Annotated in this window: 14 protein-coding genes and 1 pseudogene; 4 read left to right on the forward strand and 11 right to left on the reverse strand. The window is 43.9% G+C overall.

Features of this window, described 5'->3' with window-relative positions; translation table 11 throughout:
* Positions 1 to 124 precede the first annotated feature (124 nt).
* Positions 125 to 1615, forward strand: coding sequence for a sodium/proline symporter PutP (gene putP / locus AB4249_RS10990; protein WP_102320958.1), 1491 nt, complete (start codon positions 125 to 127; stop codon positions 1613 to 1615).
* A gap of 638 nt (positions 1616 to 2253) precedes the next feature.
* Here the strand turns inward: putP and AB4249_RS10995 are convergent.
* Positions 2254 to 2424: a hypothetical protein gene (locus AB4249_RS10995; protein WP_372103088.1), complete on the reverse strand. Its 171-nt coding sequence runs from the start codon at positions 2422 to 2424 to the stop codon at positions 2254 to 2256.
* A 278-nt stretch (positions 2425 to 2702) separates the two neighbouring features.
* On the opposite strand from AB4249_RS10995, the gene AB4249_RS11000 reads away from it, so the two are divergent.
* Positions 2703 to 3191: an Lrp/AsnC family transcriptional regulator gene (locus tag AB4249_RS11000; protein ID WP_004732526.1), complete on the forward strand. Its 489-nt coding sequence runs from the start codon at positions 2703 to 2705 to the stop codon at positions 3189 to 3191.
* Between the two features lie 108 nt (positions 3192 to 3299).
* Here the strand turns inward: AB4249_RS11000 and AB4249_RS11005 are convergent, their stop codons facing one another.
* Both AB4249_RS11005 and AB4249_RS11010 read right to left on the reverse strand, forming a co-directional pair.
* The gene (locus AB4249_RS11005) at positions 3300 to 4004 is read right to left on the reverse strand and encodes a hypothetical protein (RefSeq protein ID WP_017065155.1); all 705 of its coding nucleotides are present in this window, start codon (positions 4002 to 4004) and stop codon (positions 3300 to 3302) included.
* Between the two features lie 286 nt (positions 4005 to 4290).
* The gene (locus AB4249_RS11010) at positions 4291 to 6141 is read right to left on the reverse strand and encodes an ABC transporter ATP-binding protein (RefSeq protein WP_372103090.1); all 1851 of its coding nucleotides are present in this window, start codon (positions 6139 to 6141) and stop codon (positions 4291 to 4293) included.
* 586 nt (positions 6142 to 6727) lie between these two features.
* Between AB4249_RS11010 and AB4249_RS11015 the strand changes: the two genes are divergently transcribed.
* Positions 6728 to 7702 carry an arginine deiminase-related protein gene (locus AB4249_RS11015; protein ID WP_017061193.1) on the forward strand — a complete coding sequence of 325 codons (975 nt, stop codon included), beginning with the start codon at positions 6728 to 6730 and terminating at the stop codon, positions 7700 to 7702.
* Positions 7703 to 7835: 133 nt separating this feature from the next.
* On the opposite strand, the gene AB4249_RS11020 is transcribed toward AB4249_RS11015, so the two are convergent.
* The 6 genes and pseudogenes from AB4249_RS11020 to AB4249_RS11045 all read right to left on the reverse strand — a co-directional run bounded on the left by AB4249_RS11020 (position 7836) and on the right by AB4249_RS11045 (position 13096).
* Positions 7836 to 8468 (reverse strand): esterase/lipase family protein, encoded by a 633-nt coding sequence (locus AB4249_RS11020; protein WP_372103093.1) that lies wholly within the window; start codon positions 8466 to 8468, stop codon positions 7836 to 7838.
* Between the two features lie 134 nt (positions 8469 to 8602).
* A pseudogene (locus AB4249_RS11025) lies at positions 8603 to 8802 on the reverse strand (AraC family transcriptional regulator); the annotation flags it as partial.
* An 18-nt stretch (positions 8803 to 8820) separates the two neighbouring features.
* Positions 8821 to 9396, reverse strand: coding sequence for a mechanosensitive ion channel family protein (locus AB4249_RS11030; RefSeq protein ID WP_372103096.1), 576 nt, complete (start codon positions 9394 to 9396; stop codon positions 8821 to 8823).
* Positions 9396 to 10331 carry a CorA family divalent cation transporter gene (locus AB4249_RS11035; protein ID WP_017062015.1) on the reverse strand — a complete coding sequence of 312 codons (936 nt, stop codon included), beginning with the start codon at positions 10329 to 10331 and terminating at the stop codon, positions 9396 to 9398. Before AB4249_RS11035 ends, AB4249_RS11030 begins: the two co-directional genes overlap by 1 nt.
* A gap of 326 nt (positions 10332 to 10657) precedes the next feature.
* Entirely contained in the window at positions 10658 to 12280 is a 1623-nt protein-coding gene (locus AB4249_RS11040; protein ID WP_372103099.1) for a phosphoethanolamine transferase, read from the reverse strand.
* Positions 12281 to 12511: 231 nt separating this feature from the next.
* Entirely contained in the window at positions 12512 to 13096 is a 585-nt protein-coding gene (locus tag AB4249_RS11045) for a porin family protein (protein WP_065584469.1), read from the reverse strand.
* Positions 13097 to 13288: 192 nt separating this feature from the next.
* Between AB4249_RS11045 and AB4249_RS11050 the strand changes: the two genes are divergently transcribed.
* On the forward strand, positions 13289 to 13828 hold the full coding sequence (locus AB4249_RS11050; RefSeq protein ID WP_017065162.1) for a hydrolase: 540 nt from the start codon (positions 13289 to 13291) through the stop codon (positions 13826 to 13828).
* On the opposite strand, the gene AB4249_RS11055 is transcribed toward AB4249_RS11050, so the two are convergent.
* Together AB4249_RS11055 and AB4249_RS11060 are read right to left on the reverse strand one after the other, a co-directional pair.
* Positions 13825 to 14688 carry a MurR/RpiR family transcriptional regulator gene (locus tag AB4249_RS11055; RefSeq protein WP_017062019.1) on the reverse strand — a complete coding sequence of 288 codons (864 nt, stop codon included), beginning with the start codon at positions 14686 to 14688 and terminating at the stop codon, positions 13825 to 13827. The genes AB4249_RS11050 and AB4249_RS11055 overlap by 4 nt on opposite strands.
* A gap of 173 nt (positions 14689 to 14861) precedes the next feature.
* Entirely contained in the window at positions 14862 to 16136 is a 1275-nt protein-coding gene (locus tag AB4249_RS11060; RefSeq protein ID WP_017062020.1) for an amino acid deaminase, read from the reverse strand.
* Between the last annotated feature and the right edge of the window lie 55 nt (positions 16137 to 16191).

Consider the following 16191-nt stretch of genomic DNA (forward strand, 5'->3'; position numbering starts at 1 on the left):
TGGATTTAACTCATAGTGCCTTGGAGCCTCAATACCTAACTCAATGCACTCGCTTGCCTTTACGGTGAGTGTCTTGCATTGAATTAGGTATGGAAGGCTTTTTACAAATGAGGACTATCAAATGATAGAAAACAGTTTTGCAATAACGACGACGTTCATTGCGTATCTAATTATGATGCTGGCAATCGGTGTTATTGCTTACAAACGTACTTCTAGCTCGACAGACTACTTCCTAGGTGGTCGTTCGCTAGGCCCATGGCCTGCTGCACTTTCTGCTGGTGCATCAGACATGAGTGGTTGGCTACTACTTGGTCTACCGGGTTACGCTTATGCTGCTGGTTTTGAAGCATTCTGGCTTGCTGGTGGCCTGCTAGTTGGTACTTGGGCGAACTGGTTAATCAGTGCTAAGCGTCTGCGTACTTACAGCATTACAACAGAGTCACTGACGCTACCTGAGTTCCTATCTCGTCGTTTCAATGATAATTCTAAGCTGATCCAAACAATTTCTGCTTTCTTTATCCTTTTATTCTTCCTTTTCTACACAAGTTCTGGCTTGGTAGCAGGTGGTAAATTGTTTGAAACAGTATTCGGCCTAGATTACACAACAGCGGTAATCATCGGTACAGTATGTGTGGTTTCTTACACGCTATTTGGTGGTTTCCTTGCGGTATCTTGGACGGATTTGGTTCAAGGTCTGCTGATGTCTGCTGCGCTATTGATTGTACCAATCGCAGCGATGAACGGTGGTCTTGGTCAGCTATCGACTGATCTTCACAACATCAACCCAGAGCTTCTCACGCTATGGAATGATGTGAAAGGTGAGCCACTTTCTGCTATCGCGATCATCTCGCTAGCGGCATGGGGTCTAGGTTACTTCGGTCAGCCACACATCCTTGCTCGTTTCAAAGCAACACGTAGCAACAAAGACCTAACAACAGCGCGTCGTATCGCGGTGGTATGGTCTGCTCTGTCTATGGTTGGTGCAATGCTAGTAGGTCTTGTTGGTCTAATCTACGTGACTAACTCTGGCGCGCCTAAGCTAGACGATGGCGAGAAGATCTTCATGCTTCTTGTGAACGCGATGTTCCACCCAGTAATCGCAGGTATCTTACTTGCTGCAATCCTAGCGGCAATCATGAGTACTGCGGATTCACAACTTCTTGTTTCTTCATCTGCGATGGCAGAAGATCTATACAAGCAAGTACTTAAGAAAGATGCGACGTCTGAAGAGATCGTTCGTGTAGGCCGCTTCGCGGTAATCCTAATCTCTCTAATTGCACTTGTGCTAGCGATGACGCCAGACAGTTCAGTTCTTGGCCTTGTATCTTATGCATGGGCTGGTTTCGGTGCTGCATTTGGTCCAGCTATCGTGTTGAGCCTATACTGGTCTCGTATGAACCGTAACGGCGCTCTAGCGGGTATCGTGGTTGGTGGTGTTACGATTGTACTTTGGAAACAGTTCACGGGCGGTTGGTTCGATGTTTACGAAATCGTACCGGGAATCATCCTATCAACTATCTCTATCGTTATCGTGAGCCTAATCACTGGCGAGCCAGAAGACGAAGTTAAGAAGCAACACGCTGAGTTCGAGAAGAACCTTGTTGAGCTAGACTAATTTACATTGTAAAAATACCAATGAATTAGCAAAAGACATGAACAATAGAGTCACTTCGGTGGCTCTATTTTTTTATGTGAGTACGACCTTTGTCTTATTTCAAATTAAGTTTATTCGAGGTTTTCTGATATTGAAATGGGGGTTTACAATGTAAATCGAAAGCGAAGGATCTTGAGCGAGAAATGAAAGGTCTGTCTTGTTGGTGGCGTTTGATGTCAAAAAATAAAATAGAAAAATGGCTATTTTTTGAACTTGGCGCTCACTTTTGTCATTAGCTCGGTGAATTGTGGAACCGAATTGGACATGATGTGTCAATTGTCAGTAACCACTAAAGACCTATAGGACAAAGGTATGCCTGATCTCTATTGCAAAGGATGTAAAAAAACAACACTACATAAGTCTATAATGAAACGTTGTGAATCAGAGCCCGAGACAGCTTCTGGCCGTATGATGCAATGGACGTCAAAACTATTTAGTGGAAACCTGTACTACGATATGGAAACTCAGCACTTCTGCCGCACGTGCAATTGTCGTTGCGAAACTGGAAGTGCTGTTCCCCAAGTTGGCCTAGCCTAACTCATAGTAAGTGCTTACTAACTTGATTCAAAAAACCTCCGTGCTAGGAGGTTTTTGTGTTTCTAAGCAGCCTTGAGTGCAAGCTCAGCTTCAATGGCATTGCCATCAATCTTCACTTCCCATCCATAGTTTGAGTATTCATTTGCTAGTGCCTGAGCAACATCTGTTGATACCGTTACGTGTGTCCATGAACCAATACCGTAAGGTTTATATGCGAGTTCTTGCGTTTTCATAATAGAGTCATCCTTTCTCTTTGATAATTATATTATTCACTTTGGCCTATATCCTTTCTTTCGTTTCCGGCTCAACTTATTTGTTAATCGGGTCATTTCTATAATAATTTGTTAATAACCAGAGTTTGATTTATAAGGGTTCTTATCTATTTGTATGTGTTTATATCTGGCGTGAATGTCATCCGTGCATTTAGTTTTTAAATGTGTGAGCGAGGTTTTCTTCGATTGCACTTGGTATGGAATATACTGAGCGGAATTTAGAATGTTTAAGGAATGTTATGTCTCAGCATCAGCTCGATCGTATCGATAAAGAGATACTAAGAATTCTGCATATGAAAGGGCGTTTACCTGTTGTTGAACTGGCAAAACAGGTCAACCTTACGACGTCACCTTGCTCTGATAGACTCAAGCGATTGGAGAAAGAGGGCTACATCACGGGCTATCATGCTGAGCTTTGTTCAGAAAAGCTGGGACTCGATGTTCAAGTCTTTATCCATATCCGTCTCGATCAGACTAGCTTTTCGATCTTCGACAAATTTGCCCAAGCCGTGGAAATGATGCCTGAGGTGGAAGAGTGCTACTCATTGTCGGGTGACTTTGACACCATGATCAAGGTTCGAGTGAAAGACATGAAGGCGTACCAAGCGTTTATGGCCACCAAGCTGGGCACCTTGCCTGGTGTGATTCAGACACGTAGTGAAGTGGTGATTGAAGAGCATAAAAAGGGCTTCGGCGTGAACCCTGAGTTGTTGGCAACTCTAAAATAGTGGCCTAATTTCGCTTACCAACGTGATTTAGATATAAAAAATGGAAGCAATAAGCTTCCATTTTTTGTTGAGCGTCAGATAAAGAGCAATCCGATAAACTTGTTCGCCTTAAAGCGTAATGGCCGCAGAGATTAAGCCAATCACACCACCGAATACACCGCCCCAAACCACAAGCCAGCCAAGGTGTTTCTTGATCATGGTCTGAACCATCTCTTTAACCAGCTTAGGTGTTAGTTCATTCAAGCGCTGATCGATGATCGCCTCAATGTTTTCTTTGATTTCATCCATCATCGCAGGCGATTCTAGCTCGTCTTTGATGGCATTTTTTACAGAATCACTCTTGCTGATTTCAATCACAGATTCTTGCATCTTCTCAACAAACGGCGCTTTCATTGGCTCTAGTGCTTCTGTGCCACCAAACATTGCCAACATACCGCCAAACTGAGAGTTCTCGATAACATGCACCAGTGAGTCGAATGCAGGGTTAAAGTCGATCTTCTGAATCACAGGCTCTAGATTGAGCGACTTTCCTGTCATCTCGCTGCTTAGGAAGCGGTCGATGTTACTTTCTGTAAAGAATTGCTCCATCATCAGTTGCTTGATGGCTGCCTTGAACTCTTCAAAGCGTGCTGGAATAACGCCTGAACCGTATAGGCCGGGTACTTTCTCGAACAACATGTGAATCGCAAGCCAGTTGGTGATGGCACCAGAAAAGGCGAATAGGCCTGCGTAAAGCAAGTATTGGTTTGCTGTCGCATAGCCGCCAGCAAGCAGTGCTAACGCAATAACGTTAGTTAAGACACTTTTGTTCATGGTTGATCTCTAGAAAGAATATTGCGCGCATTTTAAGAAAAAAACGCCAAGAAAAAAACAAAAGGATCGATGAAGTTTATTGGACAGGTAGCAAAGAGCGCCAAATAGCAGGCATAAAAAAGGCTAGCCTCCCCCCGAAGTCTAGCCTTATTCCAGAACGCGCAAGCGAGGCGTCTTTGGTGTTAATGTCATTATATAATTACGACATAACATTCTGCCATGTGTAATTTACCGCTAATAAACAAATTGCTGTGAATCACATCGCACTTTTAAAATAGCACAAAAATTAAGCGTTTGTAGCTTGCTCAAGGTCATCGGCAATGAAGCCACCGGTTTGGTGATTCCATAGCTGCGCATAAATACCATTCTGGTTAATCAGCTCTTGGTGCGTGCCTTCTTCTACGATATTGCCGGCATCAAGTACGATCAGGCGATCCATCGCTGCAATGGTCGACAGGCGGTGTGCAATCGCAATAACCGTTTTGCCTTCCATTAGCTCAATTAAGCTCTCTTGGATGGCCGCTTCTATCTCAGAATCGAGTGCAGAAGTTGCTTCATCGAGAACCAATAGTGGTGCATTTTTCAAAAGAACACGTGAGATAGCGACACGTTGACGCTGACCACCAGAAAGCTTAACGCCACGTTCACCTACTTGAGCATCGTAACCAATGTTGCCAAACGGGTCGGTTAGCGTTTCGATAAACTCATGCGCGTGTGCTTGTTTAGTTGCCGCGTATACTTCTTCGTCTGATGCCTCTGGTCGACCGTAAAGAATGTTGTCTTTGATCGAACGGTGCAGCAGTGAGGTATCTTGGGTCACCATACCTATGTTGCTACGCAGAGAATCTTGAGTAACGCTCGAGATCTCTTGGTCATCAATCAGGATGCGACCACTTTCTACATCGTGGAAACGCAGTAGTAAGTTAACTAGGGTCGATTTACCTGCACCTGAACGGCCAACCAAACCCACTTTTTCACCCGGTTTGATGTTGAGGTTTAGGTTGTTGATCACCCCCTTATTCTCACCGTAGTTAAAGCTTACATTGTCGAAGTTGATACCGCCTTGTGGAACCTCCAGAGGCTTCGCGTCTTTCTTGTCTTCAATAGCAATAGGCTTAGACAGAGTTTTAATGCCGTCAATCACGGTACCAAGGTTCTCAAACAGACCACCAATTTCCCACATGATCCATTTCGACATGCCGTTAATACGCAGAGCCAAGCTGACCGCAATCGCGATTGCACCCACGGTGATTGCGCTATCTAGCCATAGGTAGATAGAGATACCCGCAATGCTGAACACCAATAGATAGTTAGCGAATTCCACGCAGATGTTGAAGCCGGTTACCAAGCGCATTTGGCGGTGCACAGTATCTAGGAAGCCTTCCATGCCTTCTTCGGCGTATTCGGTTTCTCTTTTACTGTGTGAGAACAATTTCACCGTCGCGATGTTGGTGTAGCTATCAACAATACGACCTGTCATCAGTGAACGAGCATCCGCTTGCTCTGAAGACACGTCTTTTAGCTTTGGCACGAAGTGCAGTTGAATACCGATGTAAACGAATAGCCAAATCAGCATCGGAGCCATCAAGCGCCAATCTGATTCAGCAAGCATGAACAGCATCGCCGTGAAGTAAACCGTCACGTAGACAAACACATCGACCATCTTGGTCACAGTTTCGCGCACTGCAAGCGAGGTTTGCATCACTTTGGTCGCGACACGTCCGGCGAAGTCATCTTGATAGAAGGACAGGCTTTGCTTCAAAAGGTAGCGGTGTGCTAACCAACGAATCGACATTGGGTAGTTGCCCAGCAAAGTTTGGTGAAGCAATAGCGAGTAAACACTGATCAAGATTGGCATCACAACCAACAGCAGAATACCGAGCCCCATCAATGTCGATTCGTTGTCTGCTAAGAAAGTGTCTGGGTTGCTTGTTGATAGCCAGTCGACCAATTGCCCCATGTAACCGAACAGCGCGACTTCGATGATCGCGATGGTCATGCTCATCAACCCGAGCAAAATCAATGGTTTTTCGAAACCTCGAGTGTAATGGCGGCAGAATGCCAGTATGCCAGTAGGAGGTTGTATCGGCTCTCCCTTTGGAAAGGCTTCAGTAAAGCCTTCAAATTTCTTGTACATAGATTTCCCTTTATAAACTAGTGCATCTATAAGCGACTGCATCGTTGGTGCAGCTTTGTTTTTATGGTCTTGATTCGAAATTTAACTGTCTTAGTTTGAAATTATATAAGCGCCCATGGGTTCTTATCAGTATTAAGTCATTCGATGGATTTTGTTCTAGCGCCTATTTAGGCACTTGGCTTTAAAACACTAAAACTTTGTCTAAGCGATACAGGAAAGGTCCAAAGAGTGTCTTTCATGACGCTTATTTTAGATTGAATTAGACAGGAAAAGTTAAGCTTATTTCAAACGTAATTGATTGTTATGCAACGGTGATAATCCTAACGTTAAATGGATTGAATTGTAATCAAAACTCGTGATGGGCGAGAAAATGGAATCAGAATATTTATCCATAAAGTGACTTAACGAATATGCATACAGTTGGTTCTTTCTGATGTGCTGTTATCTTGCAGTAAAAATTACCGATTAATCTAAGATCTGCAGTAATTGTTTGGGATAAATATTCAAATAAATATTCTTTTCAGTGAATCTTGTCGTAACAAGTTGTTTACAATTCTGAAGTAAATAAAAGATAGGGACGGTTGAAATGTTAAACCTACACAAAAAATCACTTCATATCACTAATGTTCAAAACGCCAATTGCGTTGTTATGGTGCCACCAAAAGAGTTTAAATTTAACGAAGAAACAGCACGTGATAACGAATTTCAGCACAGAGTTAATCTGACCGAAGCTGAGGTGAAAGTAGAAACGATGGCCGAATTTAAAGCTATGGTCGCTTCGTTGCGTAAAGAAGGTGTGCAAGTTGTAGAGTTTGATTACCCAGAATTGGGCGTTGAAACTCCGGATGCTGTTTTCCCAAACAACTGGTTCAGTACCTGTAGTGATGGAAGCTTATTCACGTTCCCTATGGCGTGTGAAAACCGTCAGAATGAAGTTAAGCCAAATGCTCTTATTGAAGCGTTAGAAGCGTCGGGTCGCATTGTTAACCATAGCGAGTCTCTAGAGTCTTACATCGCGCAAGGTTCTTATCTAGAGAGCACGGGCGTGATGGTTATCGACCATATCAACAAGACCATCTACGCTGCGCTTTCTCAGCGTTGTGACCGCGAAGTGTTAGAAGATTATGCGAAGCGCATTGGTTATTCTCGCGTGGTCTCGTTCCAAACGGCATTACCGTCTGGCCAACCGATTTACCATACCAATGTGATGATGGCGATTGGCGATAACTTCTGCGTGATCTGTGATGAAGTGATTCCTGAGTTTGAACGCCGCTTTGTGGTGAAGTCGCTTGCTAAAGATAAGCAGGTTATCTCTATCTCAATTGATCAGATGAACCGTTTCTGTGGCAACATCCTGCAGCTTGAAACCGTGAATGGCGACAAGGTGATCGCGATGTCTCAATCGGCTTACGATGCGTTTTCTCCAGCCCAGTTAGCTCAGCTTTCGACGCATGGAAAACTGCTGCCATTTAACGTGAAAACGATTGAAGACATTGGCGGTGGTTCGGTGCGATGCATGTTGGGTGAGGTGTTTTTACCAACGCGAGTAAATCGTCTGTAACAAGCACTCACTTTCAGTAATGAATCTTTGAATACCACTCTTATCGCAGAGTGGTATTTTTGTTTTTGTCTTTCACATATAAGAGAACAGAGCTCGATACAGGAGTCAACGCGCAAAAGCTAATGGAAATAAGCTATGAAGCGTCCTTAAAAGCTCTGTGTTCGATGAACTGAGCCGACAGTGTTACGACTTCTTTGGAGTAGACGAGCGCCGTGTGGTTGAGTTTGAGGGCGTAAGTATCCGTTGCTCCTCTCAGGTTGGCGTCTTCGAGTGTGACTGTGCCATCGCCCGGGTTTCTTCCCAGAACAATACGTCCGACTCCGGCGTTGTAGGTACCTGTAATCACGCCAATCGGCACATCAATATCGTAGTCACCCAGGCCATCGCTTAAGATCATTTTGCTCGAACCAAATATAAAACCAAGCCCATGATTCGACAGTGTTTTGGCGATAGTTGCCCCATTGTGCGGCGTCCCTGCGGTAATAATGCAGGTGTCGGCAAAATTGGGCTGATAAAACTTAAAGTAGTGACGAATGAGTAAGCCACCGAGTGAGTGACCAAAGAAATAGACCTCATCGTATTCATTAAAGCGAGCATTCACGAAGCGATTGAGGCGTTTGGCTGCAGAAGGGAAACGCAGCGAGTTGTAGGCAAACTTGTGCGTTGTAAAGCCGCGTTTTTTGAAGTTTCTATCCAGATACTGCATGATCAACGCAGGCATATATAGACCATGAATTAAAACTATATGTTTGTTTTTATTATTCATTTTTGTCCTCCGTCTGATGATGTCCCCAGTATATTTAGTCGCAAATCTAAACTCAATAAAACTTGCTACGAATGGGGCACAAAAGACAGAGGTGTACGTTATAAACAGTGCGTTCGTCATAGAGAAAAGGTGGGTTAGTCAGATCTCACTCCACCATACACATCTATGGTTAATCCGCCTTGTTTGGCGTAAGTATTGGGTGTTAGACTTTTTACCTTATTGAAGCTTCTCTCTAATGTCCTTTATCGCCAAGTTTTGCAATCCATGTCGAACTAAGCTCTTTTAATATCTTACGAATCAGTTCGCTGTGTCTATCTGTTTGACTTGCCGATATCTAAGGCACCAGTAGATCTTATGATTCTGAATTTTCAGCTTTGATGAGTTTTGTATCGACAGTTTCACTCTTTAACTCAGGCTCAACTAATACCTTTATCACGCCTTTTTGTAGGATCAGGTTATTAGGGTAGGTGATGATGTTGCCCGAACTGTGTCGAAGAATAACATGGAACATGGTGATATCGATGATCACACCGCTGATGTCTTCGTCTTTCTCCGCGACTCTTACTCTGTCGCCAATGCGATAAGGGAAGACGAAAAATATTAGTACGCTGGCTGTGAGGTTACTTAGAATCGACCATTGCGCGAATAAAGCGACACCCAGCACCGCAAATATCGAAGACAAGAACAGAGAAATATCACCAAAACCCAAGTTAAGAACAATCGTAAACACAGCGATGAAGAGTAGAAACAGAACAATATTGAAACACTTAATCACGAACTGCTTTCGCTTCAATTCGACACGTTTATTTTCCGCTAATGTTTCTATCCAGTTCTTACCTAAGCGTTTGATCACCCAATACACAGTGATAAGAAGTAAACCTAAAACTACTTGTCTAAGCCACATATTGGATTGCAAAAACTCAACCATTAAATAAACCTCAATTTTTTCAAAATAACGACCTCTGCCGCTATGACCACGAGCAGCCCAACGCAAAATAGTGGAAATGCTATCGGGTTATCTGTTCCGGGTATCCCAGCGATATTGACACCCAGTAAACCGGTGAAAAACCCAGCAGGGAGGAAAATACCTGCAATGATAGAAAATAGGTACGTATTTCTATTCATTTTTTCAGCTTGTTGCTGACTTAGGCTCGCTAAAAATACATTAATTTGTTCGATGTAAAACTCAACAGACTCGTTAATTCTCAGGATGGTATCAAGGCTGTTCTTTATATGACTGTTGTGCTTACTCAATGGCGCAGGTAGGTCACTCATTAAATCTTCAAAAACGTATTTCTGTGGCTTCAAATAACGCCTTAGTCTGAGTAGCCTTGAATGTAGAGCGTTAATGGATCTTATGTCGATATTGGATGTAGATTCTAACTCGTCAATTAATAGTTCGACGGGTGCTAGGAAGGTTGAAATACTGTGGTTGATTCCACGGATCATGCCCAACAACACATCAGGTAATGATGTAGGGCCTTGGTTTTGTTTGAGATCAGATATCAGATTACTGACCGCTTTTGAAGGAACTTTACGTGTCGATATTAAAGTGCCTTTGTACCATAAGATGCGTAGGCTAAGCATGTCGTCAGGGTTAGCACCTTCGTTTAGATTAATGCCTCGCAGAATCATCAAAAAACAGTCGTGGCCAAATTGTTCGAACCGAGGGCGGGTGTCATCGGTGAGTAATGAATCGATGATGGCATTTGGAACCGTATTACTGTGGAGCCATTCTCTCAAACCGTCAGCATCTCTTTGGCAGTGATACCAAGTTGATTGCTCGAATGAGGCTGGGCTGGTGGTGTGTTCATGTGCCACCCCCTCAGAAAATTGCCAGCTTGAAATTATGAAAGCGTCCATTCATTTGTCCTTAATGATATGACGTAAACATTGATATTATGCGCCATTCAGGCGCGGTATTGAACTGAGCTTAATCGTGGTAAGTTCAATGAGCGATGTGAGTGAGATGAAGTCTAATAAGACATGTTGGTCTTTGGAGTACGACGGACTCTTCCATTATTGTCTCTATTAAATGTAGCTCATTGTTTCGTCGTTATAAATTAGCACTCTGGCTCCATGTTAGCGACGAAAAAAAGAAAAGACCGAGGTCTTTTCTTTTTAGGGGAAGTTGAGGAGAGCTTGTTCAGGCAACTCGAGTTTTCCGATGGTTTACATAAGTAAAAGCACTACCGACACGCAGCAAAAATGTCTTGGTTTTCTCGGTATTCTTTGGTTTGTACATCCATTAGGCCGAGTAAAGAGTCGAACAGGTTATCTTGGGAGAAGCTCTGTTCTTTGCCTGCCTTTCTTAAGCAGGTCTGGTTTATCCCTTTCTGCTCGGCGAAACCATCAGACATCCACATTATCATAGGCACATGGGTTTGCTCTTTCGGTGCCAATGAATAAGGCATGCCGTGTAAGTAGACGCCATTTTCTCCCAATGATTCTCCGTGATCGGAAATGTACATCAGCGCAACATTGTACTTATCGGTGAGTTTCTCTAGCTTCTGAATAGCCTGTGATAGAAAGAAATCTGTGTACAAGATGGTGTTGTCGTAGGTGTTGACCACTTGCTCTTTGGTGCAGTTTTCGATATCAGAACGTGGGCAGTCTGGCACAAACTTCTTATGATCTTCTGGGTATCGCTCAAAGTAAGTTGGGCCGTGAGATCCGGAGATATGATAGAAAATGATGCTATCTTGTTTAAGAACTTGAGTATCTTGTTCGAAGTTCTCTAGCATGGCTGTGTCATAGCACACATCTTTATTACACAGCGGGTCGCTGTCTTTGGCGACGAGAGTCATCTCTTTGATTCGATGTGCGACCGCCTTGTCTCCACCATCGTGCTCTCGCCAGATAGAGTGAATGCCCGCGTGGTTCATAATGTCGACTACGTTATCTTGGTTGTAGGCTTTGTCGCGATCGTAGTTGCTTCGGTTCATGTTAGAAAACATACACGGCACAGAAACCGCAGTGGCTGTTCCGCATGACTGAACATCAGAGAAAAAGATCGGATTATAGGGTTTGGTATGAGCATTGGTTTCTTTCTCATAGCCATAATATTGGTAGTTATATACACGTGCTGTTTCACCAAGAACAAACACCAATAAGGTCGGTTTGGTTGCCGCTTTTGCTTGTGGCTTGAGTTGAGCATCTAATCCCAATTCTTGATAGGGGATGGGCTGTTTGATGTAGGTGTTATTGATGTATTTGACTGTTGAAGCTACGTATTCGGTCGGAATGATCATCTTTTTAAGATGAGAGTTATTACGACCAATCGACACATAATCTTTGTAAAACAACCCGGCAATGATGGCAATGACGATCAACGAAGAGAGCAATCCAATCGCCTTCCCAATAGCAAAATCTTTCCAAGATTCTCTTTCAAGATCCGTAAATAAAAGCAGCAGTGACGGGACTCCTCCCATCAGAACAAACCATAAAATAGAATAGCTGCTTAGGTAGCTAGCAGCCTCTCCGCTGTTGGTTTCGAAGACGTTTTCTATCATTCCATAGTCTACAAAAATGCCGTAGTTGAACATGCTGTAGCTGACTAAAGAGGAAGTAAGTAGTAACAAGATAAAAAAAGCTTTGGCGAATATCGGCCAGTTGAATACTTGAAAGATAAAGTTGAATGCGGCGAGAAAGAAAAATGGGATCGAGATGATAAACCCAATGCTTTCGGCTTGTGAGGCACTAAGAATATTGAACAGCTCGCGTGAGATAGGCAAGTTAATGACAAGCAGGTAATACACTGCCAAAACGAAAGGGAGTTTGTTTATCGACATGTTTAAGCGTGGTAGATTCATAGGTCTTGTCTTCCTGTGTCACTTATCCCTTTATTTTAGTCTCGCTACCAAGAAAGCTCTAATATCAACGCATAAAGCTCAATCAGTGATGGTGAGCGATAAACTGGCTAAAGTGAAATGACGCTAAGGTGTGTAGATACAAAAAATTTACTTTACTGAGTGACCTTCATGACAAGGTGGAACAGCAAAGTGAATTAGTATGTTCAGCTTATTCTATGTGGTTCAATCACATTAGAAGTTGTATGAACCACCGAAGCTAATGCTTTTGAAGGCAAGCGTGTGGTCACCAGCTGATATCTGAGAGTTCTTAAATTGGACCGTGTCGTCTACGCTTACTGCATCCGCTTGCGAGATTAAGCGTAGCGTTAGGTGTTCGATTGGCGTGTATTCAACACCTACACCAAAGTGGAAACCCGTACCGCTGTCATCAGCGTAACCAGCACTCTTATTTGCGTTTAGGTCAACAGAGCTTAAACCAGCCAATACGAATGGGCGGATTGTGTTGTCGAATGTGTAACCAAGATTTGCTGACAAAGAAACAGACGTCGGAGACAGCTTTTCAGCGCTATTTTTGTAGTTTGCGTAATCTGTGTAGCCAAGTTCAACACCTACGATACGGTTGAATTGGTAGCCGCCGTATAGGTTGTAGCCCATGCCATCTGAATCTAAGCTACCGTGACCGTCTGTGTCAGAATCTTGGTAGACACTAAGTCCGCCACCAATGTACGCACCGCCGTCAGTACCTGCTGCTAAAGCTGGAAGAGAAACTGCGCTGATTAAACCCAGTGCTAATGCTGATTTCGTTATCTTGTTCATCTTTGTTACTCACTCTTAAATGTCATGCCAGTATCAATAATTTTTATTTTGCGACCTTTCGACCGTTGGTGAGTATTATTCCGTAGTCTTGTATGTATTACTGTATGGCTTTGTAAGCTGAATCGTTACATAGTAGAAAAAATACACATCAGGTTGCTTAGTGAGTCAGGCTGTTTAAAACAAGGAATAAACATGCTAACGAAACAAAACACAGGTTTGGTGGTTGTGGACGTACAAGGCAAGCTCGCACGCCTTGTTGATGAGAGCGATACGCTGATTGCTAATTGCGGGAAGTTAGCTCAAGGAGCGCAGGTTTTGGGGCTGTCAATTATTCGTTTGGAGCAGAACCCAGAGAAGCTAGGTGCTACAGTCGACGAACTTAATGACTTGCTGAATGATGCAAAGCCGATACCTAAATTCACTTTCAACGCGTGTGATGAGCCCAAGTTTGTTGAGGCGGTTCAAGCCAAGGATGTAGAGACTTGGTTAGTGTGTGGTATTGAGGCTCATATTTGTGTTTATCAAACCGCAATGGGGTTGTTGGAACTTGGGTACAAGGTTCAGGTAGTTGGCGACTGTGTTAGCTCACGAACGGCACTCAACAAAGATCTGGCAATCCGTCGACTAATGGATGCTGGTATCCAAATCACAGGATTAGAAATGAGCTTATACGAGCTTGTGAAAGACTGCCGCGCGCGTGAATTTAAGCTCATTCTATCCTTGATTCGTTAATCACCGAGAGGCTGTCTATCGCCACCGCCTCGGTAAGAATCGAGCGCAACTTTCAAGCGACGCAGTTTGTCGCGCGAGCGGTTCTTGTGATTGACTGCGATTCCCATAGAAAGCACATCCACTAACGCCAACATAGCGTAGCGAGAAGCCGACGGCTTGTAGATGAAGTCGGTTTCCATATGCTTGATGGGTAACAAGATATCGGCAATTTTTGCTAGCGGTGTATCTTGTGGGGTAATCGCAATGATCTTAAGTCCGTACTGCTTAGCCAGCTCTGCCGTTTCTGTGATCACTGGTGTAAAGCCAGTCGCAGAGATCATCACCATTACGTCATTAGCATCTGCCGTGGCAGCAACCATACGTGACATCAAGCCATCGTTGTACGACACCACTGGGTAGCCTAAACGAAACAGTCGATGTTGCAGCTCTTGAGAAGCAATGGTTGAACCACCACCCATACCAATAGCAATGATCTGTCTGGCGTTATGCAGCCAGCTGACTGCGGTTTCAACGTCTTGCTCTTTGAACAAGGTGCGGTTGATGTCTAGGCTTTGCTTGATCGATTCGTAGATACCTTGATAACCCGTTTGGTCAACCGGTTCGAGGATAAAGCGCTGGCCAACGGTTAGCGTCTGAGCCAACTTAATCTTCATATCACGTACGTTGCTGCAACCGATCGCTTTAGCAAAACGTGTAATGGTGGCTTCACTCACTTGAGCGCTTTCAGCAAGCTCTGTGATGCTGGCATTGGCAGCAAAATCAATGTCGTCCATGATCAGCTTAGCGACTTTTTTCTCTGCATCACGAAGAGCGGGAAAACGCTCCGTTATCTGTGAAATGATATCTACTTCTAAACTCAAGAATCCTGATCCTTTGTTGATGGGGCTAATCGTTATTACCTAGTTATTAAGAATCTAGCTCGTAAGAAGCAAGCTCTTTAGCTTTTTATGAGCACTAATCCATTAAAAACTAAGCCTTAGCCCCGTTAGTATATCTTATTGCTTCGCTGATTCTAGCTTATTGAAAAATCGAACTAGAAGCAGGTTTCCACCCAGTTTGTTACCTGATGGTCGTCATCGCTGATGGCAATGTAGCGCCACTTATCGAAGGTTAAACACGGGTGTGAGGTTGAGAATGCAATCATGTCGCCCACTTCAATTTCAGAAGAGCCGTCCGTTTCAACAAAGGTATGCTGATCCATCACGGCGGTCGCAGTCAGCCCTTTCACAGAGATAGCTTCGCCATTGCGATAGCCGCGTTCGGCAATAGGTAACCCCGCATCAAAGGCCACATCACGCTTGCCTAGCCCAACAACTAGTTTGGTCGGTTCTGGGCGAGAGATTACATACGCCCATACCTCAAGTGCCGATTCGAGATCTCCACCCAATTCGCACGCGTAACCTTGGTTTACTTGGGCACGCTGCAACACCTTGCTTTGAGCGTCTAGGTAGATACCTGTGTCGTGAATCGCGTAACAGCCCGGGCGGATGATCGCCAAGTAATCGGTTAGGTTCGCTAAACATTCTGCAACCACGTCATACCAAGCCGAACCTGCACCAGTGATGATAGGTTGACCGGTAATTAAACCGTCTGATGCGAGGCTTTCGACCGAGGTCAGCGCTTGGTTTAAGAAGGTACGAATGTCTTGCTCGGCATTGTCGCCATGAATCACGCCCTCATACACCTCAATACCCGCTAGCGAAAGTGCAGGCGTATCTTGAATGGTTTGAGCCAGTTCTAAAACTTCTTGAGGTGAACGACAACCACAACGGCCACCCGGAACACCAAACTCGATTAGAGCTTTTAGCGTCTGCTTTTTGTTGGCGAAGTATTGGTTGAGTTGCTGCACGTTTACCGATGAATCCACACAGCAATAGAAATCAACGTCGAACTCACTAATAAGCTGTTCGATGATCGCCATGTTGGTTTTACCTACCAATTGGTTAGCCATGATGATTCTTTTTGCGCCTGCCATTGCTGCAATTTCTGCTTGTGCAGGTGTCGCAACGGTAATTCCCCAAGCGCCATTTTCTAGCTGTTGACGGAAGAAATCAGGCGTCATCGATGTTTTGCCATGTGGCGACAATTTAACCTGATGATGATCGGCGAATGATTGCATCCAATTCAGGTTATTGGTCAACGCTGATTGTTTGATAATTGCTACCGGAAGCGAAATGTCTTCATCAACCAGTCGATAAACACCGTTCTCAGATTGTGATACTGCTCTCCCTTTTTGGCCTTTTTCAGTCAAGATGAAACTATCTTTTTGATACTTTATAACATCTTTTTGTGCAGGGTTATGTTTCATTGCTGATTCCTAACATGATTTAAGTGGTTGTTATTTAATGTTTAAATATATCTAT

The organism is Vibrio sp. 10N.261.55.F4 (assembly GCF_041470465.1).
In the GTDB taxonomy this organism is placed as follows: domain Bacteria; phylum Pseudomonadota; class Gammaproteobacteria; order Enterobacterales; family Vibrionaceae; genus Vibrio; species Vibrio crassostreae_C.

Excerpts from the sequence above, each read along its gene's own strand:
- AB4249_RS11045 (WP_065584469.1), bottom strand. The coding sequence starts at position 13,096 with ATGAACAAGATAACGAAATCAGCATTAGCACTGGGTTTAATCAGCGCA.
- AB4249_RS11050 (WP_017065162.1), top strand. The coding sequence starts at position 13,289 with ATGCTAACGAAACAAAACACAGGTTTGGTGGTTGTGGACGTACAAGGC.
- AB4249_RS11035 (WP_017062015.1), bottom strand. The coding sequence starts at position 10,331 with ATGGACGCTTTCATAATTTCAAGCTGGCAATTTTCTGAGGGGGTGGCA.
- AB4249_RS11020 (WP_372103093.1), bottom strand. The coding sequence starts at position 8,468 with ATGAATAATAAAAACAAACATATAGTTTTAATTCATGGTCTATATATG.
- AB4249_RS11060 (WP_017062020.1), bottom strand. The coding sequence starts at position 16,136 with ATGAAACATAACCCTGCACAAAAAGATGTTATAAAGTATCAAAAAGAT.
- AB4249_RS11010 (WP_372103090.1), bottom strand. The coding sequence starts at position 6,141 with ATGTACAAGAAATTTGAAGGCTTTACTGAAGCCTTTCCAAAGGGAGAG.
- AB4249_RS11005 (WP_017065155.1), bottom strand. The coding sequence starts at position 4,004 with ATGAACAAAAGTGTCTTAACTAACGTTATTGCGTTAGCACTGCTTGCT.
- AB4249_RS11040 (WP_372103099.1), bottom strand. The coding sequence starts at position 12,280 with ATGAATCTACCACGCTTAAACATGTCGATAAACAAACTCCCTTTCGTT.
- AB4249_RS10995 (WP_372103088.1), bottom strand. The coding sequence starts at position 2,424 with ATGAAAACGCAAGAACTCGCATATAAACCTTACGGTATTGGTTCATGG.
- AB4249_RS11015 (WP_017061193.1), top strand. The coding sequence starts at position 6,728 with ATGTTAAACCTACACAAAAAATCACTTCATATCACTAATGTTCAAAAC.
- AB4249_RS11030 (WP_372103096.1), bottom strand. The coding sequence starts at position 9,396 with ATGGTTGAGTTTTTGCAATCCAATATGTGGCTTAGACAAGTAGTTTTA.
- AB4249_RS11000 (WP_004732526.1), top strand. The coding sequence starts at position 2,703 with ATGTCTCAGCATCAGCTCGATCGTATCGATAAAGAGATACTAAGAATT.